Source organism: Pseudomonas sp. E6002 (assembly GCF_013385565.1).
GTDB lineage: Bacteria > Pseudomonadota > Gammaproteobacteria > Pseudomonadales > Pseudomonadaceae > Aquipseudomonas.
Genome location: NZ_JACAPT010000001.1, coordinates 279,043 through 301,190, shown reverse-complemented (window position 1 = coordinate 301,190; position 22,148 = coordinate 279,043). Strand labels below are relative to the sequence as shown.

The window sequence follows — 22,148 nt, the reverse complement described above, 5'->3', positions numbered from 1 at the left end:
GCTTTCGCTCTGGTTTTTGATGGGGCAGAGCGCTTTGGTTACTGTGCCGCTTTTGCAAAGTGACTCGCTGCAAGAGCGAAACCATAAGCCGCCGTTACCGAAGAAACGGATATACACACCAAAAGCGTCAGAGCTGAAACCGCCCCCGCTCATGCTCATACAACGGCCGCACCAGCGCGAATTCATGGTCAATCTCATCCACCAACTGCGCCAAATCCGCAACCACAGGCTTGGCGGACTTATCCTCGAGCAACTGACAAAGCTCAGCCAACCGCACCGCCCCAAGATTACCGCTACTCCCCTTGAAGCTATGCGCAATCCGCCCAAGCGCCTTGGCATCATCCCGAGCCCGGCGCAACGCCTCTACCCGCTTTTGCGAGTCATCGAGAAAAGTGTCGAGCAGCTTCGGATACTCGCCCTCCATGACCTCCTGCAAGCCAGTCAGCACATCGGGGTCCAGATGAATCTCTGCCACTTGTTCGCTCCTTGATCAAGAATCGGCGGATTATGCCAGAGCCTTCCATGAAAACTCCACGCACACACACCGCCCGCCGTCAGACCAGCCTACATCGCTGCTCAACTGGCGCACCAGGCTCAACCCCCTACCAGACAGACGGTCAACATCCAGCGGCCTGGCCAGCACCTTATCCACATCAAACCCGGCCCCACTGTCCTCGATCCGCAGCGTCAGACACCCCCCCTCCCCGGTCGGCACCACATCCAGGTGCACCCGCACATACCCGCTATCCAACCGCGCCAGCCGCTCATTACGCTCGCGGTAATACGCAGCAAACCCCTGCGCATCCCGCTTGAGCCGCGAATCCAGCCCCAGCACACCATGTTCAAGCGCATTGGAATACAACTCTGCCATCACGCTGTACAACGCCCCGCTCTGCTCCCGCAGCCCATGAATCTCCAACAGCAACTGCAACAAATACGGCAAAGGGTTGTAGGACTTGAGCGTCTCGGCACGAAACTCAAAACTTACCGACCAATCCAGCGGCGACGACTGCCCACTGTCGGAATACACCACCGACGACGAACGCAACGGCTCATCCGCCTGCAGGCTGATCTCCACCATGCTGATGTCATCGCGCACCTCACCGCGAAAACCCGCCAGGGCCTGTTCGATCTCCTCGAACAACCGGTCCGGCTCGCGATTGGCCGCAAACACCTGCTGCAACCGCTCGGCGCCAAACAACTGTTCATGGGCATCGGCGGTATCCAGCACACCATCCGACAGCAAAAACACCCGGTCACCCAGCGCCATCGGCCAGACTTCAGTGCGGTCATCAAACGCCTCGGCCGCCAGCACGCCCAATGGCAAATGCCGCGACACCAGCGGCGTGCGCTTGCCGGTGGTGACGTCATGCACGTAGCCGTCGGGCATGCCGCCATTCCACACTTCCACCACCCGTCGCTGGGCGCTGAGGCACAGCAAGGTGGCACAACAGAACATGTCCACCGGCAGGATGCGCTTGAGCTTGGCGTTCATCTCCCGCAGGGTTTGCGCCAATCCGTAGCCCTTGGCAGTCATGCCGTAGAACACTTCCGCCAGGGGCATGGCGCCGACCGCCGCCGGTAAACCGTGGCCGGTAAAGTCCCCCAGCAGCACATGCATATCGCCCGACGGCGTGTACGCGGCCAGCAGCAAATCGCCGTTGAACAGCGCGTAGGGCGACTGCACATAACGAATATTCGGCGCGGCGTTGATGCAGCCCGAGTGGGCCACCTTGTCGAACACCGCCTTGGCCACTCGCTGCTCCTGCAGCAGGTAGTCGTGGTGCCGGGCGATCAGGTCGCGTTGCTGCAACACCGTGGCCTGCAAGCGACGCAGGCGATCCATGGCATTGATCTTTGCCGCCAGGATCACCTGGCTATAGGGTTTGGCCAGGAAGTCGTCACCCCCGGCATCCAGGCACTGGGCCAGGGCTTCGCTCTCGCGCAGGGAGGTGAGGAAGATGATCGGCACCAGCGCCTCCCCCGCCCGCTGCTTGATCTGGCGGGCCGCCTCGAAGCCGTCCATCACCGGCATCAGGGCGTCCATCAACACCAACTGCGGCCGTTCACGGGTAAACACATCGACCGCTTCCTGGCCGTTGCTGGCGGTCAGCACCTGGTGGCCTTGGCGGCGCACGATGGTCGACAGCAACAACAGGTCGGCGGCGCTGTCTTCGGCGATCAACACCGTCAGCGCCTCGAGGACCGGGGCCAGGACGCTCAAGTGAGGTCGAACAGTTTGTCGAAGTTGGAAATGGCCAGGATCTTGCGCACATCGGAGTTGGCGTTGATCACCTGCACTTCGGCATTGTCGCCTCCGGCATGGTCACGCAACAGCAGGAGCATGCCCAGGGCCGAGCTGTCCATGTAGGTGGTTTCCTTCAAGTCCACCACGTAGATCTCGGGCACCTTGTAGAACCGCTCGTAGGCATCACGAAAGGCCTGGTGGCTACCGAAATCGAATCGCCCCCTGACGGTGATCGTCAACTTCGTCCCGTCCAGGGACACTTCTGATTCGACTGACATACGACTGCTTCCTTGTCATTGGCAATGTGCAACAAGGTGTAGCAGGTGATGGGGAAGTGGGCAAATCCATGTGGCGGCGAGGGCGTGGTTAATAGGGGTTTTGGCGGGGAAGACGCTGGGACAATTCATCCAGCAATTTCTGCTCGCGCTTGTCTTCCAGTGCACGGGCTTCGTCGATGTAGCGCTGCACCAGTTTGCGCAGGCCTTCGACCCGGGCATAGGCCTGTTGCCAGCTGTCGCGGGCCTTGTCGACGTTGGCCTGGTGCCAGGCCAGGCTCTGGCGCTGCTGGCCGACGGCGGTTTCCAACTGGTTGAGAAAGCCCTGGTAGCCCATCAGCCACTGCCCGGAGACGCCCTTGCTGCCACGCTCGATCCACTGCTGCTGATACTCGCCGCGAAAGCGCTCCAGATCCCCCAGCTTGCTTTCCGCCAGGCGAACCTGGCCCTGGAAGTACCCCAGGCGCTGGACGGCGGTCTTTTCAGCTTTTTCGGCCATGTCCACTACCGGGGCAAGGCGCGCGGCGCGAGTGTTGGCCATGGTTTATCCGCCTGGCGCCGGCGCGAAGATGGTGCCCAGGTGTGCCTCGCTTTCACCCATGCTGATCTTGTCGTTGAGGCCCTGGCGCAGGTACGTCACCAGTTGCGGTTGCAGGGCAATCGCCAGGTCGGTCTCGCGATCGCCGCCGGCCACATAGGCGCCGACGCTGATCAGGTCGCGGCTCTGTTGATAACGCGACCACAGTTGCTTGAACTGCTGCGCGCGCATCATGTGCTCCGGGGTGACCACCGACGGCATCACCCGGCTGATGGAGGCTTCGATGTCGATGGCCGGGTAGTGCCCTTCTTCGGCCAGGCGCCGGGACAGCACGATGTGCCCGTCGAGCACGCCCCGCGCCGAGTCGGCAATCGGGTCCTGCTGGTCATCGCCCTCGGAGAGTACGGTGTAGAACGCAGTGATCGAACCACCACCGGCTTCGGCGTTACCGGCACGCTCCACCAGCTTGGGCAGCTTGGCGAACACTGACGGCGGATAGCCCTTGGTGGCCGGCGGCTCGCCGATGGCCAGGGCGATTTCCCGCTGGGCCTGGGCGAAACGGGTCAGGGAGTCCATCAGCAGCAGGACGTTCTTGCCCTTGTCGCGAAAATATTCGGCGATGCGCGTGCAGTACATCGCGGCGCGCAGGCGCATCAGCGGCGCGTCATCCGCCGGTGAGGCCACCACGACCGAACGCTTGAGGCCTTCTTCGCCGAGGCTGTGCTCGATGAATTCCTTCACCTCGCGGCCCCGCTCGCCGATCAGTCCGACCACGATGATGTCGGCCTCGGTAAAGCGCGTCATCATCCCCAGCAGCACCGACTTACCCACGCCGGTACCGGCGAAGAGGCCCAGGCGCTGGCCGCGGCCCACCGTCAATAAACCGTTGATGCTGCGAATGCCCACGTCCAGCGGCACGCTGATGGGGTTGCGCTTGAGCGGGTTGATGGTCGGGCCGTCCATCGGCACCCAGTCTTCGGCCTTCATCCCGCCCTTGCCGTCGAGGGCGCGCCCGGCGCCATCCAGCACGCGGCCGAGCATGCTCATGCCCATCGGCAGGCGGCCGGTGTCGGCCAGCGGCACCACGCGAGCGCCGGGGGCAATGCCGGCAACGCTGCCGACGGGCATCAGGAATACTTTGCTGCCGGAGAACCCCATCACTTCGGCTTCGACCTGCACCGGGTGGTAGCTGTCGTCGTTGATCACCATGCAGCGGCTGCCCATGGCGGCGCGCAGGCCTTCGGCTTCCAGGGTCAAGCCGACCATGCGCAGCAGGCGGCCCTCCAGGATCGGCTGGCCGGGCAACTCGGTGACTTCGGCATAGCCACCCAGGCGCTTGGCGAAGCTGGTGCGATCAAGGCGCATCGGGGGTGTCCAGCTCGACACTCAAGTCCGGCTCTGCCGGGTGCAGCGCCTGCTCGTGCAACTGATCGAACAGCTTGGCCATGATCTGCGTGATGCGCGTCTCCACCGTGGCATCGATGCGGCTGTGCTCGGTCTCGACCCGGCAACCACCGGGCAGCAGCGCAGCGTCTTCGACGATGCGCCAGGTTTCTTCATGGCGCTCGCGCAGGGCTTTGACCTGTTCGAAATCCTGCGGGTTGATGTACAGCCGCACGTTGCCGACGCCCAGGGGCAGCAGCTTGAGGGCTTCGCGCATCACGCTTTCGATTTGCGTGGAGTCCAGGGCCAATTCGCGCTGAATCACCTGGCGGGTGATGTGCTCCACCAGCCCGACCATGGCTTTTTCAATCTGCGAGTCCTGCTCGGCGATGGGCTCGAACAGGCTGCCCATCAGGGTTTCCAGGCTGGCCAGCTTGACGCTCAGCGCGGCCTCGGCTTCCTGGCGGACCTTGAGAGTGGTGCTGCGAAAACCGTCCTTCTCGCCGGTGGAGAAACCTTCGTTGTAGGCTTCCTGGCGAATGCTTTCGAGCTCTTCCAGGGTCAGTGGCTGGACTTCCTCCAGCGGCACTTCTTCCATCTCGGCCGGGGGTTCTTCTACCGGCTCCGGCTCAGGCTCCGGGCGATGCGGGTCGAAACTGGGCAGCGACCAGACGTCGAACCCTCCGACGTCCCGTGCGCGAATCAGATCGCTGGGCGTCTCATCTTTGTTCGACATGCGCGGCGCCTTAAATCATTTCTTCGCCGCCCTTCCCACCGAGAACGATTTCTCCGGCTTCGGCCATACGGCGGGCAATGGTGAGGATTTCCTTCTGTGCAGTTTCCACGTCGCTGACGCGCACCGGGCCCTTGGCCTCGAGGTCGTCGCGCAACAGTTCGGAAGCTCGCTTGGACATGTTCTTGAAGATCTTTTCCTTGACGCCTTCGTCGGAGCCCTTGAGCGCCAGCACCAGCACGTCGGAGGAGACTTCCCGCAGCAACGCCTGGATGCCACGGTCGTCGACGTCGGAGAGGTTGTTGAACACGAACATGAGGTCTTCGATCTGCACCGACAGGCTGTCGTCGATCTCGCGGATCGAGTCCATCAACTGGCCTTCCACCGAGCTGTCGAGGAAGTTCATGATGTCGGCCGCACGCTTGATGCCGCCCAGGGTGGTGCGCGAAGCGTTGGAATTGCCCGAGAACTGCTTCTCGAGAATCGTGTTCAGTTCTTTCAGGGCCGCTGGCTGCACGGTGTTCAACGACGAGACGCGCAGGATGATATCCAGGCGCACCTTATGGTCGAAGTGGCCGAGCACTTCACCGGCCTGGTCGGGGTCGAGATACGCCACCACGATCGCCTGGATTTGCGGGTGTTCGTAGCGGATCACATCGGCCACGGCCCGCGGTTCCATCCACTTCAGGCTGTCGAGGCCGCTGGTGTTGCCACCCAGCAGGATACGGTCGATCAGGCCGTTGGCCTTGTCTTCGCCCAGGGCCGAGGTGAGCATCTTGCGAATGTAGCTGTCGGAGCCGACGCCCAGGCTGGTCTGGTCGCCGACGATCTCGACGAACTCGCTCATCACCTGCTCGACTTGCTCGCGGTGCACATTGCGCATTTGCGCCATGGCCACGCCGACACGCTGAACCTCTTTGGGCCCCATGTGGCGCAGCACTTGGGCGGCGTCGGTTTCTCCGAGGGACAGCAACAGCACGGCGGCTTTGTCGACCCGGGAGAGTTTGGCTACTGCAGCTCGGCTATCACTCATCTGCGTTAATCCACTCTTTCACGACCTGGGCCACACGACCCGGGTCTTCGGCCACCAGGCTCTTGATTGCGTTCAACTGAGCGTCATAACCCTCGCTCGGGCTCGGTAACAGAATGCTTTGCGGGCCACCGAGGCTCACGCGGTCGTTGGCCAGTTCGCCATCGAGGCCGCCCATGCCACCCAGTTCGACGTCGCCGCCGGCCAGGGCCAGTTGCTTCTTGCCGTGGCCGGTGATGTTGTTGAGCACCGGGCGCAGTACGCCGAACACCAGCAACAGGATGAACAACACCCCGAGCACTTGCTTGACGATGTCCCAGAACCACGGCTGAGTATAGAACGCTGCCTCGGCGATGACTTCGCCACGCTCGGCGGAGAACGGCATGTTGATCACGCTGACGCTGTCGCCACGGCTGGCATCGAAGCCCACCGCGTCCTGTACCAGGCGAGTGAAGCGCGCCAATTCATCGGCGCTCCATGGGGCGCGGGTGATGGCGCCGTCTGCGGCATTGACCTTGACCTGGTCATCCACCACCACCGACACCGACAGGCGATTGATCCGACCCTGTTGCTGCTTGGTGTGGCTGATCGAACGATCAAGCTCGAAGTTCTTGGTGGACTGGTTGCGCTTGTCGGCCGGGTACGGCGCGAGCATGGGCTGGCCGGTGGCCGGGTCCATGATCTGCTGGCCGTTGGCGTCCAGCAGCGGCTGGCCAGGCTGCACCGCGCCTGCGGTAGCGGCAGCGCCACCGGTGGTTTGCGGGGCAGTGGCCGGGGTGGGTGGCTGGTTGCTCAGGGCACCCGGCACGCCTTGCGGGCCATTGCTGGCGGTACGTTGTTCGGTGGTCGATTGCTCACTGCGCAGGGCCGGCTGGTCCGGGTTGAACTGCTCGGAGGTCGATTCGACGGCGCTGAAGTCGACGTCGGCCGACACTTCAGCCTTGTAGCGATCATTGCCCAACACCGGTTGCAGGATGTTGTGCACCCGCTGGGTCAGCATGCTTTCCATACGGCGGCTGTAGTCGAACTGCTTGCCGGCCATGGTCAGCGAGGAGTTTTCCGCGAGGTCCGACAGCAGGTTGCCCTTCTGGTCGACTACGGTGATCTGCGACTTGCTCAATTCAGGAACGCTGGTGGCCACCAGGTTGATGATCGCCAATACCTGGCCAGGCTCAAGGGAGCGGCCGGCAAAGAGTTCGACCAGGACCGAGGCGCTGGGCTTGCGTTCATCACGCACGAACACCGAGCTTTTCGGAATCGCCAGGTGCACGCGGGCGCCCTTGACGTTGTTCAGGGCGGAGATGGTGCGCGCCAGTTCGCCTTCCAGGCCGCGACGGTAGCGGGTGGCTTCCATGAACTGGCTGGTCCCCAGGCCCTGGTCCTTGTCGAGGATTTCAAAGCCGATATTCGCGTCGGACGGGGTTACGCCGGCAGCCGCCAGTTTCATCCGCGCACGGGCCACATCGTCGGCCTTGACCAACAGGGCGCCGGAATTCGGTTCGACGGTGTAGCTGATGTCTGCCGCCGCCAGGGTTTCCATGATCTGCTTGGAATCCATGCCCGCCAGGCTGCCGTACAACGGACGGTAATCCGGTTGCTGGGACCACAGCACCACGGCAAAACCAATCGCCACGCTGGCAGCCAGGCCGACCATCAGGCCTACCTGACGCAACATGGTCATCTCGGAGAGGTTTTCCAGGAACGACAGGCCAAACAGCGGCGGCTTGCCGTCTGCCTTGGCGGGTGCGTTATCCACGAGTGCTTCTGCCATGACTCAAATCGTCCTTAAACCGGCATCTGCATGATGTCTTGATAGGCTTGAACCAGTTTGTTGCGCACCTGGGTCAAGGCCTGGAATGAAACGCTGGCTTTTTGCGAGGCGACCATCACGTCGGTGAGGTCCACGCCGCTCTTGCCGATCTCGAAGGCGGTCGCCAACTGATTGGATGCCTGCTGGGTGTCGCTGACTTTGTTGATGGCCTGGCCGAGCATGTCGGCAAAGCTGCTCTGGCCCAATTCCGGTACGGCTTGCGCGGCGGATTTCGGTTGAGCCATGGCATCCATTTGCATGGACCGCATATCCAACATCAACCGATTGAACTCAACACCTTGGCTCATGAACTTTCTCTCCGACGACCCGCAATTTTTTGACACTACACAGCGATTACAGGGGTGGTAGCAACAAGGGTGCCAGCTCCGTGGCATTCTGTAAGAAAAGGCGACTGGCCCTGTCGGCTTTGAGAATTTTCAGGTGGCGTAGAGATAGGCTTCCACGTCCATCCCGGCGTCACGCATCTGCGCCAGCTTGTAGCGCAGGGTGCGCGGGCTGATGCCCAGGCGCTCGGCGGCTTCTTTGCGGCGCCCGCGCTCGGAGCGCAGGGTGTCGATGATCATCTGGAATTCCCGGCGACGCAGGTCGTCGCCCAGGGCGCCGGCGGATTCGGCAGGCACGGCTTCGACCTGTGGCGCGGCAGCCAGGCTCGGCTGCGGCGCTGCGCCCGCGCCCATGGCCAGGCAGAAATCCTGGGGCTGGATCAGGCCGCCCTGCTGCAAAATCAACGCACGCTGGATCGCATTGTCCAGTTCCCGCACGTTGCCGGGCCACGGGTAACTGATCAGACAGGCCTGGGCCTCGGCCGACAGGCGCGCCTGGGCATGCTTCATTTTATTGACGTGCTTGCCCAGCAGGCGCTCGGCCAGCGGGATGATGTCGGCCGGGCGCTCGCGCAACGGGCGCCAGGCCAACGGGAACACCGAGAGCCGGTAGAACAGGTCCTCACGGAAGCGCCCCGCCGCCACTTCGCCCGCCAGGTCGCGGTTGGTGGTGGCGACCACACGGATGTCCAGCTGGATCGGCTTGCGTGCGCCCACCCGCTCCACTTCGCGCTCCTGCAATACCCGCAGCAACTTGGCTTGCAGGCCCAGGGGCATTTCGGAGATTTCGTCGAGCAGGATGGTGCCGCCGTCAGCCTGTTCGAACTTGCCGGCCTGCGCCGCGATGGCGCCGGTGAACGAGCCCTTCTCATGGCCGAACAAGGTGGCTTCGAGCATGTTGTCGGGAATGGCCGCGCAGTTGATCGCAATGAACGGCTGGCTGGCACGATGGGATTGTTGGTGGATGTAGCGCGCCAGTACTTCCTTGCCGGTACCGGACTCGCCGGAGATCAGCACGGTGGAATCGCTGCGGGCAACACGGGCCGCCAGTTCCAGCAATTGCGCGCTGGCCGGTTCGAAGGCAATCGGGCCTTCACCCTCGGCAGCGCCCAGGGTGCCGAGGGCATGCCGGGCGACCAGTTCGATCAAGGCTTTGGGTTCGAAGGGTTTCACCAGGTAATCCGCAGCGCCCTGGCGCATGGCGTCGACGGCACGCTCCACGGCGCCGTGGGCGGTCATCAGCAGCACCGGCAGTTGCGGCTGGCGCGCACGCAACAGGCCGAGCAACTGGTGTCCGTCCATGCCCGGCATGTTGACGTCGCTGACCACCAGGCTGAAGGACTCCTGCTCCACCGCGTCCAGGGCTTCTTCGGCAGAACCGACCGCCCGATAGTCATGGCCCGCCAGCAACAGCGTGTCAGCCAATGCTTCACGCAGGGCGCGATCGTCTTCAACCAATAAAACCTTGATAGCCATGACCTTTTACTCCGCGCTGTCGGCGCATGAAAACAGCGGCAGCGTGATCAACGCGCACGTGCCACGACCCAACCGGGAATGCAGCTGCAATTCTCCCTGATGTGCACGGGCGACTGCCTTGACCACGGTCAGGCCCAGGCCGGTCCCGTTGGTCTTGGTGGTAAAAAAAGGCTCGCCGAGGCGCTGCAGCACCACCGGGTCAATCCCGCTGCCGCTGTCGCTGATGCTCAGGCGCAGGGTGTCGCCACGGTTGTACAGGTGCACCTTGAGCCGCGCCCCGGGGCCGCTGGCCTGGGTCGCGTTTTCGATCAGGTTGAGCAGCGCGCCCACCAGGGTGTCGCGGTTGCACAGCAACTCGCCGTAATGGCTGTCGCACTGCCAACGGACTGACGCTTCCTGGATATGAGTGGCCGCCGCCGCTTGCAGTGACTGCATCAAGGCGGCCGGGGTGACGCGATCGGTCAGCGGCAATTCGCCGCGGGCAAACACCAGCATGTCGCGCACCTGATGCTCCAGTTCATGCAGGCGCTCCTTGAGGCGGCCGGCAAAACGCTGGTGGGTGGCGGCGGGCAATTGCTCATCAGTCAAATGACTGGCGTAAATCAGCGCGGCCGACAATGGCGTACGAATCTGGTGGGCCAGGGAAGCGACCATTCGCCCCAAAGACGACAGGCGCTCATGGCGGGCCAACTGGTCTTGCAGGTGCCGGGTTTCAGTCAGGTCGTTGAGCAACACCAACTGGCCGGGCTCGGCATCCAGGGAACGCGTGGCGATGGACAGGCGGCGCCCATCCTTGAGGGAGATTTCGTGGCCGTCGTCTTCCCGCGGGGCAAAGCAGCGGGTGATGACCTCGCGCCACAGCTCGCCTTCCAGCGGCAGGCCAAGCATGTTGCAGGCCGCCGGATTGGCTTCGCGCACACGGCCCTGCTCGTCGATGACGATCACGCCACCGGGCAACAGGTCGAGGAGGTTTTGCAGACGGTTGGCCAGTCGCTCTTTCTCGGCCAGCTCTTCCATGCGCTGCGCACTGACCACGGCCAACTCGCCTTTAAGCTCGGAAACCCGGGCTTCCAGCAGGCTGTAGGAGTCAGTCAACTGGCTCGACATCTGGTTGAACAGGGAAAAAGCCTGTTCAAGCCCGAGGCGGCTGATCTGCTCTACGGAGGGGGCCGGCCCCTGAGTGTCAGGGACCGAAGATAGTTGGGCGGCGTGGGGCATCATGCTCTCTCGCTTGGCTGACCGTCAGTTAAACGGAACGTTGCGAGTGCTGTAGCAATACCCGTGCCTAAAAAAATAGGCTTAGTTTTCAGTCAGTTGAAAAACAGGCGTCAATCATCCGCCTGTTCATCACCTTCCTTGCGACTCATGCCGTACTTGCGCATCTTCTCCACCAGGGTGGTACGACGGATGCGCAGGCGCTCGGCGGCACGGGCGACGATACCGTTGGCGTCGTCGAGTGCCTGCTGGATCAGGCCTTGTTCGAGGCTGCCGAGGTAGTCCTTCAAGTCCAGGCCTTCCGGCGGCAGCATGGCGGTGGAGCCGAAGTCCGGTGTGTGGCCGTTGATGGCCACGCGCTCTTCCAGGTCGCTGCGCAGGCTGTCCACCAATTGCTCGTCTTCGTCGTCGACGTAGCGGAATTTCTTCGGCAGCTCGACCACGCCGATCACCCCGTACGGATGCATGATCGCCATGCGCTCCACCAGGTTGGCCAACTCGCGGACGTTGCCCGGCCAGCCGTGGCGACACAGGGACATGATCGCCGCCGAGTTGAAGCGAATCGAACCACGCTTTTCGTGTTCCATGCGCGAGATCAGCTCGTTCATCAGCAACGGAATGTCTTCGACGCGCTCGCGCAGGGGCGCCATTTCGATCGGGAATACGTTGAGGCGGTAGTACAGGTCTTCGCGGAAGCTGCCGACCTCGATCATGCTTTCGAGGTTCTTGTGGGTGGCCGCGATGATGCGTACGTCGACGCTCTGGGTCTTGTTGCTGCCCACGCGCTCGAAGGTGCGCTCCTGCAATACCCGCAGCAGCTTGACCTGCATCGGCAGCGGCATGTCGCCGATTTCGTCGAGGAACAGGGTGCCGCCGTTGGCCAGTTCAAAACGCCCGGCACGGCTGGTGATCGCCCCGGTAAAGGCACCCTTCTCGTGGCCGAACAGTTCGCTTTCCAGCAGTTCTGCCGGGATCGCCCCGCAGTTGACCGGCACGAACGGCCCGTCACGACGCTTGGAATGGTAGTGCAGGTTGCGTGCGACCACTTCCTTGCCAGTGCCCGACTCGCCAAGGATCAGCACACTGGCGTCGGTGTCGGCCACTTGCTGCATCATCTGGCGCACGTGCTGGATCGCACGACTGGTGCCGACGAGGCTGCGGAACAGGTTGGGTTCGCGGTGACGGCCGCGCTCGCGGGCCTGGTCGTACATCTCGCGGTAGACCTGGGCACGGTGCAGGGAGTCGAGCAATTTGCTGTAGCTGGGGGGCATTTCGAGGGTGGAAAGCACGCGGCGGCGCTGGTCTTCCGGAAGGTCCACGGAAGAAATATCGCCCATCAGCAACACCGGAAGGAACTCATCCCAGGTCGACAGTGTCTTTAACAAGCCCAGAACTGCACCAGGAGCGTTTACCGTCCCGATCAGCACACAAATGACTTCGCGGCTCGACGACAAAGAGCTGACCGCCTGCTGCCAGTCGTGGCTGCCGCAGGGTAGATTTTCTTCGCCAAGAAAATTCAGGATCACCGCCAGATCGCGGCGCCGAACGCTATCGTCATCGATCAGCAGAATTTTGGTTTCACGCCACATGCAATAGCAACTTCCCTAGTAAAACTCTAATGCCCTCGAGTTGGGGCAATCTAGATTGCTGTAGGCATTTTCTGCGCTACGGCTTTCTGACGTCTGAAAATAGCACTAGTTAAGTCAAAAAATCGTGCACAGTCAAATTTATGACGCGCGGTGTTCGGATTAACTGAGCCTTCAGCCGAACATATGGTAAACCTTTGACGCATGTTTAGCTCGGTTGAACTGCGACATCTCTTCGAAAATAGCCTGTCGCTCCCCTGTCGTCGCCTCAAGCAACTGCTGGTAGACCGAAAGCAAGTCTTCCAGTTTTGCCCGAATGGCTGCCTCATCCGCCGAATCCTCGTTGAGCGCAGCATCGATCAACGCGCGGCAGCCCAAATCCAGTTCGCCGATCGCCCCCCAGTTGCGTTCAGCCAACGCCTCGGACAGCGCCTCACGGGTCTCGTCGATTTTTTGCAATGCTTGGCTCATGACATCGTCCTCAGGCCTTACGGCCTACTGTACCTCTGTGGCAATACCATCCCAGCCTTCCTTGAGCGTAATCATCAGACCTGCGACCTCATCGATCATCGCAGCGTCATTCTGACGGTTGGCTTCCAGCAGGCGCATGGTCATGAAGGCATACAGGTTATCCAACTGCTGCAGTGCAATCGGGTCCGGGGTCTTCTCGGGGTTCAGGCCGTCACGCAACCCGACGAGGATGTCCACCGCCTTGCCCAGCATCAACCCCTTCTGCGCGATATCACCGCGAGCCATCGCACCCTTGGCCTGCGCCATACGATCCAGTGCGCCTTCCATCAGCAACTGCACCAGGCGGTGCGGGCTGGCTTCGGAGATCTGGGCGTGGGTGTTGACCTTCTGGTATTGGCGAAGGGCTCTCATGGGATTCATGTTTCTACCTCGTGACAGGCGACAGCTAAAAGGGTGGACGCTGATTATTATGTCGACGGTGTTACACAAAACTTTAGCCCGCCTGGCGCTTTGACTCAGCGCCTTCGGCGGGCTTTATCCATCCGCCAATCAGGTGGACTTCGGATTGTTCAGCGAGTTGAGCGTGGTCATGACGCTGTCGCCCTGAGCCTTGAGCTGCGCGACCAGGGAGTCCATGGCGTTGTATTTCAGGGTCAGGGAGGCCGTCAGGGCATCAGAACGCGTGTTCAGGGCGGTCTGCTGGTTGGTCAAATCCCTGAGGTTATCCTGCAGCGTCGAAGACTTTTCGGCGAACACCCCGGTCTTGCTCAGCGCAAAGTTGGCGGTGGCATTCGTCAGGCTTGCCAACAGTCCGCTGGGCCCGGTGAAGATGCTGTTGATGTCGGAGCCATTAGTGAGGACCGCCTTGTCAAACGCCACATCACTGACGCTCAGGGTGCCCGCTGTCTGGTCCGTGGTCACGCCAAACTGCGCCAGGGATGAAAACGAGCCGCTACCGGTCACCGAGTTCATCACGTTGCGGATCGACGCCATCATGCTGCGCACCGAACTGTCCCCGGTCAACGGGCCTGGCGTGACGGAACCGTCGGCATTGGTGGTGACCTGAGTCTCGGCATTCACAGCCTTGACCAACGCACTGTAGGTATCTGTGAAGCCCTTGACTGCCGACTTCAGGGTTGCGCTGTTCGCAGACACTTTGATCGTCGAAGGGGCATCGGTCCCCGAAACCCCCGTCAAGGTAATGCTCACACCACTGATTGCGTCGGGCAGGGTATTACTCTTGGACTCTTGAGGGCTGCCATCAAGGTTATATATGGCGTTCTGCGGCGCCGAGCCCACAACCGTCGCACCCGTATCCAGGCCCGAGGAACCCTTGAAGGTGATGTCGCTACCGACACCGGTCGTCGACGATGTGACCACCAACCGCGAACCGTTGGAGTCAGTCAGGATGTTGGCACTCAAGCCCGCGTTGCCGTACTGCGAGTTGAGCGAATCGCGCACCTGCTGCAGGGTTCCGCCCGGTGGCACACTGACGCTGTAATTCTTGCCGGACTGGGAGACCGTAAACACCGTCGCCGAGACCCCGGAATTGACAACGGCCGTCGGCCCGCCAGGAATTACTGCCGTGGAGACCTTTGACGCCGTGGCCAATTGGGTGACACCCAGCGTAAAGTTGCCGGCGGCGGCACCTGGGCCCAACGTGACCGTCGCGAGCTTGTCGTTCGACAGCGTCGAACTCAAGCCGCTGAAGTTAACAGTCTTGGTCATGGTGTCCAACGCGCCCCGGAACGCGTCCAGAGCCGCCTGGATCTTGCCGATCGAAGTCAGTTGCGCAGTGGATGTTTTGGTCTGGCTGTCGATCTGCGCTTGCTTGGGTGCGGTTTGCGACCCCACCAACGACTTAACAAGACCTTGAACGTCGATGCCCGTACCCGGGCCGTTGACCGTTAGACCTGCTACGACTGTCATCGTCTTTCTCCTAATCCGGGGCTGATGCTTTATTGACGAATCACGCTCTAGGCAGTTTTCGCAACAAAGTTCATGCCAGTTTAGACCTTGGCGTCAAACAGCAAGCTGCTGGCGTCATGAAGGCTCTGGGCGAGTTTCAGGGCCAATTCCGAAGGAATCTGGCGAATGACCTCACCGCTTTCGGTCGCAATGACCTTGACCACAACCTGGTGGGTGGAGTCATCAATGGAAAAATCCAGTTTGCGCTGGGCAGCCTGGATGAATTCGTTTATGTCGTTGACCGCTTTTTTCAAGTCGGTGTGGCTCGATGGCTGCTGGGCATCTTTCGCGCCAGCAACGGCGTCCACCTTGGGCTTCTGCGGATCGGCACTGACAGGAGCAGGTGCATTCTGTGGCGCTGCCGCAGGGTAAGACAGGTTCAGTTTGACGCTCATGTCCATGACCAATCACCTCATTAGACAAAAGACAAAAGGGCACGTAAACGCGCCCTTCCGTCAGTTACCAAGCGCCGTTATTACTGAAGCAGCTTCAGTACAGCGGATGGCAGTTGGTTCGCCTGGGACAGGATCGCAGTCGAAGCCTGTTGCAGGGTCTGTTGCTTGGTCAGCTGAGCGGTTTCAGCAGCGAAGTCAACGTCCTGGATCACGCCACGGGCAGAAGTGGAGTTGTCCGAGATGCTCTGCAGGTTGGCGATGGTGTTGTCGAAACGGTTTTGTACAGCACCGAGGTCAGCACGCTGGGAGTCGATGGTGGACAGTGCCTGGGTCAGCACGTCAACAGCGCTCTGAGCGTTGGCAGCGGTGGTCACGTCAGTGTTGCTGACAACGACTTTAGCCGAGTTGACTGCGTTGGTACCGGTTGCAGCGAACAAGCCAGCAACACCACCACCGGTACCAGTCAGCGAGTAGCTCGAGCTGGAGTTCAACGAGATAGCGCCGGTAGCAACCAGCGGACCTGCATCCAGTGGGGTAGCAGTCGCGTTGAACTTGCCGTCGCCGCCTTTGGTAGCGATGCTCATCAGCTGACCGCCAGCGTCAGCGTTATCAAAGGTGAAGTTCTCACCCGAGTCGGATTTGATCGACAGAGAGCCGGTCGACTGGTCGAAGTTAACGCTGATGCCCAGCTTGGCAGCGTTGGAGTTCAGTTGGTCGGCCAGGTCAGCAGCGCTGGTGATACCGGTGAACGAAACAGTAGTGGCGCTAGGACCGCTACCGACTGTCAGGTCGAACTTACCGTTTGGAGTAGCAGCCGGGAAGCTGGCAGGTACAGTGAACTTAAGTTCAGTGCTGGCGGAGGCCTGCAGGCCGCCGACTGCGCCGTTCAGTTGGGCAGCGATATCCTTGGCCGAAGCACCCTGTGCGATGGTCAGCGAAGCAGAGGTCTGGCCGCCACCGGTCACACTGATGGTACCGGCTGCAATACCGTTAGCAGTTGGCGTTTGAGCAGAAGACAGCAGCTGCTGCGAACCAATGTTGTTAGCCGCTACGTTGCCCAGGCTCATGTTGATGGTCTGGTTGGCGTTGGCGCCCACTTGGAAAGCGGTAGTACCGAAAGAACCGTCCAGCAGGTTACGACCACCGAAAGTGGTGGTAGAAGCGATACGGGTCAATTCAGAAGTCAGAGCCGCGTACTGAGCCTGGTTCGACTTACGGTCGTCAGCGCTGAGGGAGCCGTTAGCGGACGACAGAGCCAGGGAACGCATGGTCTGCAGGATGTTGGTGGATTGCTGCATCGCGCCTTCAGCAGTTTGCGCGATGGAGTTACCGTCACCGGCGTTCTTGATGGCAACGCCCAGGCCGTTGATCTGGCTGGTCAGACGACCAGCGATTTGCAGGCCGGCCGCATCGTCTTTGGCGCTGTTGATACGCAGGCCGGAGGACAGGCGCTGCATGGAAGTTTGCAGGGCGCTGGAAGCCTTGTTCAGGTTGTTCTGAACGGTCAACGAAGCAAGGTTGGTGTTTACTGTTAATGCCATGACGAAATCCTCGTGGGTGGTGTACTGCGGCTTCCGGCCCTGGCAACCGCCGGGTGTGGCCTAGAGAACCTTCGTAATAGTTATCGTCGTGAAAGCAGGTTGCTTGAGGACTTTTTTGATTTTTTTTACTGGCGCCGTGCCACCCCTTTTAATTCAAGCATTTACGATAGCCCAAACCCCAGCAATTGTTGGCTTTCTGGCGCCAAATAAAAAACGCCCATGATCTTTCGATCATGGGCGTTTTTTTGTGCAGCGCCTTTAAGTCGTCAAGGGCGGTGCAAAATCGCCGAGCCCCAGGACAGCCCCACACCAAAACCACTGATGGCGACGCGCTTCCAGGTGGAGTCGAGCATGTGCTTTTCCAGCAGCAGCGGAATGCTCGAGGACACGGTATTGCCGGTCTCGACCATGTCCTTGATGAACTTGTCCACCGGCGCGTCTTCGAAACGCCGGGCCACGGCGTCGACAATCGCCGCACTGCCCTGGTGGATGCAGAACGCATCGATCTCGTCAGCCTTGAGGTCCGATTCGTTGAGCAGCTCGTGCAAATGCGCCGGCACCTTGAGCAAGGCGAAGTTGAACACCTGGCGGCCGTTCATGAAGAACACGCCATCGCTGACCTTCAAGTGCGGCGCACCGGAACCGTCAGTGCCGAACTTGGACTTGCCCAACTGCCACGGCGCGTCTTCACCCATCCAGGTGGCGGTAGCGGCATCGCCGAACAGCATGGTGGTGTTGCGGTCTTCAGGGTCGACGATCTTCGAGTACGGATCGGCGGTCACCAGCAGGCCGTTCTTCAGGCCGGTAGCCTCCATGAAGCCCTTCATCGCATAGATGCCGTAGACGTAGCCCGAGCAGCCCAGGGAAATATCGAAGGCCGCCACGTGCGTCGGCAGGCCCAGCTTGTCCTGGACGATGGCGGCGGTGTGAGGCAAGCCCTCTTCGTCGCCATTCTGGGTAACGACGATCAGCGCATCGATGGACTCGCGCTTCAAATCGGGGTTGTTGGCAAACAAGGCGTTGACCGCCTCGACGCACAGATCGGAGGTTTCCTGCGCGGCATCCTTGCGCGGCAGGAACGCCGAACCGATCTTGCCAATGATGAATTCTTCATCCTTGGCGAATTTGGCACCCTGGGCGTAGTTATCAATCCCGTCTGCCGGCACGTAACTGGCGATGCTTTTTATGCCAATCATTGTGGCTTCCCAATACTAAATAGCTGGAGAACACCCCGCGAGACACGTCGCCGGGTGCTGACAATAATGGGGATGACCCCGCAAAAAACTCGCCGAAAACCGCCTTTTTACCCTGGCGGCAGGCCCTCGCAGAGACCTGGCGACGACCTATCCTTTTCACACGATACAGTGAAGATGCGCTTTATGACTCACAGGTCACTCAATTTTCTGCGCTTTGTGCGAAACACGGGGACATACAAACGCCAAAAACCACAACGGCCCACCCCGTTTCCAGGGTGAGCCGCCGGTTTGCAGCTGCAGACATCACATTTTGTTGAACAGGCTCAACTGAGAGATTTTCACAAAGGCCAACTGAGAGGCCTGCAGCATGGTTTGCTGAAGCTGCAGGTTGATCGCCGCCTGACCCATGTCAACGTTGCCCAGGGAACTCATGGTGTTGGTATTGGCAGTCCCCAGGCTGGTGTTTTCATCCGTTTGAAGATCCAGGGCATTCTGGCGAGCACCGATGGAGCCGCGCACCTGGTCAATCTGTGAACTGGCGTTGTTCAGGTTGCCGATGGTTTTGGCCACCACATCCTTGAGGTTGTTCTGCGCGACCAGGTTGCCGTCAGCCGGCGTTTCCAGGGCTTTGCGCAATTGGCTCAATGTGTCCAGGGCGTTTTCGTTCTTGTTGCTGACGGCGCTGACCGCAAACTGGTCGCCCGCCCCTGGCGCACCACTGATGTCGAACGTCACGCCGGCCGCGTTGATCGAGGTGGCACCGGCAGCCATGGTGCCGGTCGCGATGGTCTTGCTGTTCGGACTGTAGGGCTGCGCATACACCTCATACGTGGTGCCGCTGGTGAATTTGATCACCGCACCGGTATCAGGGAAGGTGCTGGCGTAGGCCGCCTGATCCGTCACCTGGCCACCGGTGACTTGTGCAGTCGACGCGTTGCCTGGCGAACGCGAAGCACTGAAGGTGTCCGGCTTGGATTGCAGGGTGAACGCCTTGCCCGCCACCAGTGCGTCGGAGTCAGCGCCGGGCGCAACGTCCGCGCCGAGCGTCAGGCTGATATCGAACTTGACGCCGCGCAGGTTGACGCTGGATGCGCCCTCTTTGGTCGCGTCGAAAGTGCCGTTGCCGGGAATCTCCGAGGTAACGTCGTTACCGTCCTTGTCGGTCACGGAATACTGCGTGCTGCTGCTGAAGGTCAGCTTGTAGGGCTGGCCGTCGGTAAAACTCTTGGTGTAGGTGACACCGGAGGTCACCGTGCCCGCCGATACCGCGACCTTGCCGTCATTGACCGCAGGCGGCAACAACGTAGCCTGGGTGCGACCGGTGTTGGTCGAACTTTCCATCATCGACTTACCGGTGTCGCCCCCCGCCATCGACAGATTGTCCGAGATCTGCAAGCTCAGCGGCGTCTCGTCACCCTGATACGTGTAGGTGCCGTCGTTATTGCGGATGTAAGGCGGCGTGTCGGTTTTCGACCCGGAAAACATGTAGTTGCCGTTGGCATCCTTGGAGTTGAGCAAGCCCAGCACCTGATCCTCAAGCGCGCCCACTTCGCTGGCGATGGATTTACGATCGTCATCGCTCAGGGACTGGTTGGCCGCACGCAGCGCCAGTTCATTACCGCGCTGCAAGGCGGTGTTGATGCTCTTTAACACCGATTCTTCGTTGGTCAGCGAGTTCTGCAGGGTGTTGATGTTGCCGTTGAACTGGCCAAGCATGTCTTTCTGTTGCTGCAATTGCAGCAAGCGCGCGGCGGCGACGGGGTCATCGGAGGCGGTCTGCACCCGGATACCGCTGCTCGCCTGGTCCTGGGCTTTCACCACACCGGAATAGTTCGTCTGGTACTTGCTGGCGCTGGTGTCGAAATACTGCTGTGTAGAAATACGCATCGTCCCAGACTCCTTTAAAGGGCATTAATCAGTGTGCTGAAAGTTTCTTGCGCAGCCTTGATGATCTGCGACGACGCGGTGTAGTACTGCTGGAACTTGATCATGTCACCCGCCTCTTCATCCAGGTTGACCTGGGACACCGAGTTGCTGGCCGCCTTGTTCGCTGCCAACAGCGCACCCGTCGCGGTGGAGTCGGTAGCGGCCTGGCTGGCTTTTGAGCCCACCTGCGACACGAGTCGGGCGTTGGCGCTGACCAGGCTCACACCCGGGCTGCCGTCGCTGGCGCCCACGGTGGCCTTGGTCTGCAAGTCCAGCAATTGCTGGGCGTTGCGGTTGTCGGAGGTGCCCGAAGCGTTGAACGAGAAAGTCGTGCTGTCACCATTGGCAGGCGAGCCGCCGACCGTGGTGTCGAAGCTGAAGCTTTTGCCCGGGATCAACGCACCGGAGGCATCGCGCATCGGTACGTTGATGCTGATCTTGTTGCCCTGGCCCGGGATGATGGTGCCACTGCCGATCGGATTGCCTTGCGCGTCGCTCACCGTATACGACTGGGTGCCGTCGGCGGCCGGCTTGCCAAAGAGCATTTTTACCGGCATGGAGTTTTCGATGCCGGCGCGCAACTGGGCGGTATCAGCGCCGCCATGAATATCCAGCGGCACAGTCAGCTGAGGCGGTGTGAACGTACCGGTGCCGGTGTTGGTCTTGCTTGCGTTCCCCGCCAAGGGGCCCGCGAAGGCGAGCTTGTTGACGTCCTTCAGATCGACACCGATGCCCGTGGCCCCGTTGGCCGTGGGGCTGACCTTGAAGCTGTCACCGGCAGCCATGGGCCCTTTGCCGTCCAGTGCCAGGGTAAAGCCATCAATCACTGGCGGTGGCGTGGTGGTGGTGTCGAACGAACCCATGGCCTTGCCGTCGGAGCGGACGACGTTGTACTGGTTACCGCTGGTAAACGTGACTTTGTAGTCGTAGGTCGTCAGCTGGCTGCTGTCCTTGATCGTGACATTCAGGTTGCCAGACCCCGCGCTGTTGCCGGCGGCCCCTTGGCTGCGCTGGGAAATCGCCGCCGCGCTGTTGATATCGGTGAACAGCGACGAACCGAATTCGCCGTTGAGGTCCAGGCCCTGGCCCAACTGGTTGTTGATCGTGTCTGCCGTGGCAATCGCGATGCGCCCCAGATCATTGATGGCCGGCATCAGCACGTCACTGCGATAGCGCAGCAAGCCACCGATACTGCCGCCGGTGACCACATTGCCAAGGTCAATGGACGAGTCGCCCATCGAGAGCTGGATGGTGTACTGGCTATTGTCGGTGCTACTCGGTACCGCAGAGATATTATTGGATATCCCGCCTTCCACCAGCGACTGCCCCGTACCGGTCGTAATACTGAACTGTCCGTTTTTTTCCGTGGCCGTAACGCCGATCAGCTCGTTGAGCGAGCGCACCGCTTCGTCACGCGAGTCCAGCAGGTTGGCCGGCGCACTGCTGGAAGTCCCCTGGGCCTGGGCAATCTGCTTGTTGAGCGAGGCGATCGAGGACGTCAGCTTGTTGACCTGATCCGTCATGGTGCTCAACTGACTGTTGATCGTTTGTTTCTGCTGGTTCAACTGGCCGGAAATGGAGTTGAAGCGGTTGCTCAGGGTCTGGGCGCTGGTCAGCAGCAATTGGCGCGCGGACACGTCGCCCGGGGTGGCAGAAGCCGTCTGCGCCGCCGCGAAGAAGGCACTGAGCACCGAAGACATGCCGGTGTTGGAATCCGACAAGGTCTTGTCGATGGCACTGGCCTGGTCCAGGTAGGCGTTGGCATCGCTGTCGAGTGCCGTGCTGTTCTGGTAAGCCGTGGTGAGAAACTGGTTGTACACCCGACGCACGTCCGCCAGGGTCGTACCGGTGCCGATAAATACGCCGCCGTAGGCGTTCGACGCATTCGCGGTCTGAGCGCTCTGTTGACGCGAGTATCCCGGGGTGTTGACGTTGGCGATGTTGTTACTTAAGACCGACAACGATCCCTGGGCGGCATTGAGCCCCGACATCCCGATATTGAGCAAACTCATG

At 61.0% G+C, this 22,148-nt stretch carries 20 protein-coding genes; all 20 read right to left on the bottom strand.

Annotation, left to right across the window (positions count from 1 at the left end; all coding sequences use genetic code 11):
• Window positions 1–127: 127 nt before the first annotated feature.
• Entirely contained in the window at window positions 128–475 is a 348-nt protein-coding gene (locus HX815_RS01540; protein WP_003214564.1) for an Hpt domain-containing protein, read from the bottom strand.
• Between the two features lie 30 nt (window positions 476–505).
• Window positions 506–2,224 (bottom strand): fused response regulator/phosphatase, encoded by a 1,719-nt coding sequence (locus tag HX815_RS01535; protein WP_177027719.1) that lies wholly within the window; start codon window positions 2,222–2,224, stop codon window positions 506–508.
• A complete protein-coding gene (locus tag HX815_RS01530; RefSeq protein ID WP_177027718.1) occupies window positions 2,221–2,526 on the bottom strand; it encodes an STAS domain-containing protein in 306 nt (101 codons plus the stop codon). The genes HX815_RS01535 and HX815_RS01530 overlap by 4 nt, the downstream gene beginning before the upstream one ends.
• An 88-nt stretch (window positions 2,527–2,614) precedes the next feature.
• Window positions 2,615–3,064 carry a flagellar export protein FliJ gene (gene fliJ, locus HX815_RS01525; protein WP_008434833.1) on the bottom strand — a complete coding sequence of 150 codons (450 nt, stop codon included), beginning with the start codon at window positions 3,062–3,064 and terminating at the stop codon, window positions 2,615–2,617.
• A 3-nt stretch (window positions 3,065–3,067) separates the two neighbouring features.
• Window positions 3,068–4,426, bottom strand: a complete 1,359-nt coding sequence (fliI, locus tag HX815_RS01520; RefSeq protein WP_087694334.1) for a flagellar protein export ATPase FliI — start codon at window positions 4,424–4,426, stop codon at window positions 3,068–3,070.
• Window positions 4,416–5,180 carry a flagellar assembly protein FliH gene (fliH, locus tag HX815_RS01515; protein ID WP_008434837.1) on the bottom strand — a complete coding sequence of 255 codons (765 nt, stop codon included), beginning with the start codon at window positions 5,178–5,180 and terminating at the stop codon, window positions 4,416–4,418. The genes fliI and fliH overlap by 11 nt, the downstream gene beginning before the upstream one ends.
• Before the next feature lie 10 nt (window positions 5,181–5,190).
• Entirely contained in the window at window positions 5,191–6,210 is a 1,020-nt protein-coding gene (gene fliG / locus HX815_RS01510; RefSeq protein ID WP_003214577.1) for a flagellar motor switch protein FliG, read from the bottom strand.
• On the bottom strand, window positions 6,203–7,978 hold the full coding sequence (fliF, locus tag HX815_RS01505; protein WP_008434839.1) for a flagellar basal-body MS-ring/collar protein FliF: 1,776 nt from the start codon (window positions 7,976–7,978) through the stop codon (window positions 6,203–6,205). Before fliF ends, fliG begins: the two co-directional genes overlap by 8 nt.
• A gap of 14 nt (window positions 7,979–7,992) precedes the next feature.
• Window positions 7,993–8,325: a flagellar hook-basal body complex protein FliE gene (fliE, locus tag HX815_RS01500; RefSeq protein ID WP_003214581.1), complete on the bottom strand. Its 333-nt coding sequence runs from the start codon at window positions 8,323–8,325 to the stop codon at window positions 7,993–7,995.
• Window positions 8,326–8,454: 129 nt separating this feature from the next.
• Complete coding sequence (locus tag HX815_RS01495; protein ID WP_087694335.1) at window positions 8,455–9,837, bottom strand: sigma-54 dependent transcriptional regulator; 1,383 nt, start codon at window positions 9,835–9,837, stop codon at window positions 8,455–8,457.
• Window positions 9,838–9,843: 6 nt separating this feature from the next.
• Complete coding sequence (locus HX815_RS01490) at window positions 9,844–11,055, bottom strand: PAS domain-containing sensor histidine kinase (protein ID WP_218168885.1); 1,212 nt, start codon at window positions 11,053–11,055, stop codon at window positions 9,844–9,846.
• 110 nt (window positions 11,056–11,165) lie between these two features.
• A complete protein-coding gene (locus HX815_RS01485; RefSeq protein WP_003214588.1) occupies window positions 11,166–12,641 on the bottom strand; it encodes a sigma-54 dependent transcriptional regulator in 1,476 nt (491 codons plus the stop codon).
• A 171-nt stretch (window positions 12,642–12,812) separates the two neighbouring features.
• Window positions 12,813–13,109 (bottom strand): hypothetical protein, encoded by a 297-nt coding sequence (locus HX815_RS01480; RefSeq protein WP_008434847.1) that lies wholly within the window; start codon window positions 13,107–13,109, stop codon window positions 12,813–12,815.
• 24 nt (window positions 13,110–13,133) lie between these two features.
• Window positions 13,134–13,529: a flagellar export chaperone FliS gene (gene fliS, locus HX815_RS01475; RefSeq protein WP_003214591.1), complete on the bottom strand. Its 396-nt coding sequence runs from the start codon at window positions 13,527–13,529 to the stop codon at window positions 13,134–13,136.
• Between the two features lie 129 nt (window positions 13,530–13,658).
• The gene (gene fliD, locus HX815_RS01470) at window positions 13,659–15,038 is read right to left on the bottom strand and encodes a flagellar filament capping protein FliD (protein WP_177027717.1); all 1,380 of its coding nucleotides are present in this window, start codon (window positions 15,036–15,038) and stop codon (window positions 13,659–13,661) included.
• 80 nt (window positions 15,039–15,118) lie between these two features.
• Window positions 15,119–15,478 (bottom strand): flagellar protein FlaG, encoded by a 360-nt coding sequence (locus HX815_RS01465; RefSeq protein ID WP_102369676.1) that lies wholly within the window; start codon window positions 15,476–15,478, stop codon window positions 15,119–15,121.
• Between the two features lie 74 nt (window positions 15,479–15,552).
• Entirely contained in the window at window positions 15,553–17,013 is a 1,461-nt protein-coding gene (locus HX815_RS01460) for a flagellin (protein WP_177027716.1), read from the bottom strand.
• Window positions 17,014–17,279: 266 nt separating this feature from the next.
• A complete protein-coding gene (locus HX815_RS01455) occupies window positions 17,280–18,209 on the bottom strand; it encodes a ketoacyl-ACP synthase III (protein WP_003214601.1) in 930 nt (309 codons plus the stop codon).
• Between the two features lie 303 nt (window positions 18,210–18,512).
• Window positions 18,513–20,096 (bottom strand): flagellar hook-associated protein 3, encoded by a 1,584-nt coding sequence (locus HX815_RS01450; RefSeq protein ID WP_003214602.1) that lies wholly within the window; start codon window positions 20,094–20,096, stop codon window positions 18,513–18,515.
• Window positions 20,097–20,110: 14 nt separating this feature from the next.
• Window positions 20,111–22,147, bottom strand: coding sequence for a flagellar hook-associated protein FlgK (gene flgK / locus HX815_RS01445; protein ID WP_008434859.1), 2,037 nt, complete (start codon window positions 22,145–22,147; stop codon window positions 20,111–20,113).
• Window position 22,148: the final 1 nt, after the last annotated feature.

Bases quoted from the DNA above. Each gene is read 5' to 3' on its own strand.
- HX815_RS01530 (WP_177027718.1), bottom strand. From the start codon at position 2,526: ATGTCAGTCGAATCAGAAGTGTCCCTGGACGGGACGAAGTTGACGATC.
- fliJ (WP_008434833.1), bottom strand. From the start codon at position 3,064: ATGGCCAACACTCGCGCCGCGCGCCTTGCCCCGGTAGTGGACATGGCC.
- fliI (WP_087694334.1), bottom strand. From the start codon at position 4,426: ATGCGCCTTGATCGCACCAGCTTCGCCAAGCGCCTGGGTGGCTATGCC.
- fliH (WP_008434837.1), bottom strand. From the start codon at position 5,180: ATGTCGAACAAAGATGAGACGCCCAGCGATCTGATTCGCGCACGGGAC.
- fliG (WP_003214577.1), bottom strand. From the start codon at position 6,210: ATGAGTGATAGCCGAGCTGCAGTAGCCAAACTCTCCCGGGTCGACAAA.
- fliF (WP_008434839.1), bottom strand. From the start codon at position 7,978: ATGGCAGAAGCACTCGTGGATAACGCACCCGCCAAGGCAGACGGCAAG.
- fliE (WP_003214581.1), bottom strand. From the start codon at position 8,325: ATGAGCCAAGGTGTTGAGTTCAATCGGTTGATGTTGGATATGCGGTCC.
- HX815_RS01495 (WP_087694335.1), bottom strand. From the start codon at position 9,837: ATGGCTATCAAGGTTTTATTGGTTGAAGACGATCGCGCCCTGCGTGAA.
- HX815_RS01490 (WP_218168885.1), bottom strand. From the start codon at position 11,055: ATGCCCCACGCCGCCCAACTATCTTCGGTCCCTGACACTCAGGGGCCG.
- HX815_RS01485 (WP_003214588.1), bottom strand. From the start codon at position 12,641: ATGTGGCGTGAAACCAAAATTCTGCTGATCGATGACGATAGCGTTCGG.
- HX815_RS01480 (WP_008434847.1), bottom strand. From the start codon at position 13,109: ATGAGCCAAGCATTGCAAAAAATCGACGAGACCCGTGAGGCGCTGTCC.
- fliS (WP_003214591.1), bottom strand. From the start codon at position 13,529: ATGAATCCCATGAGAGCCCTTCGCCAATACCAGAAGGTCAACACCCAC.
- fliD (WP_177027717.1), bottom strand. From the start codon at position 15,038: ATGACAGTCGTAGCAGGTCTAACGGTCAACGGCCCGGGTACGGGCATC.
- HX815_RS01465 (WP_102369676.1), bottom strand. From the start codon at position 15,478: ATGGACATGAGCGTCAAACTGAACCTGTCTTACCCTGCGGCAGCGCCA.
- HX815_RS01460 (WP_177027716.1), bottom strand. From the start codon at position 17,013: ATGGCATTAACAGTAAACACCAACCTTGCTTCGTTGACCGTTCAGAAC.
- HX815_RS01455 (WP_003214601.1), bottom strand. From the start codon at position 18,209: ATGATTGGCATAAAAAGCATCGCCAGTTACGTGCCGGCAGACGGGATT.
- HX815_RS01450 (WP_003214602.1), bottom strand. From the start codon at position 20,096: ATGCGTATTTCTACACAGCAGTATTTCGACACCAGCGCCAGCAAGTAC.
- flgK (WP_008434859.1), bottom strand. From the start codon at position 22,147: ATGAGTTTGCTCAATATCGGGATGTCGGGGCTCAATGCCGCCCAGGGA.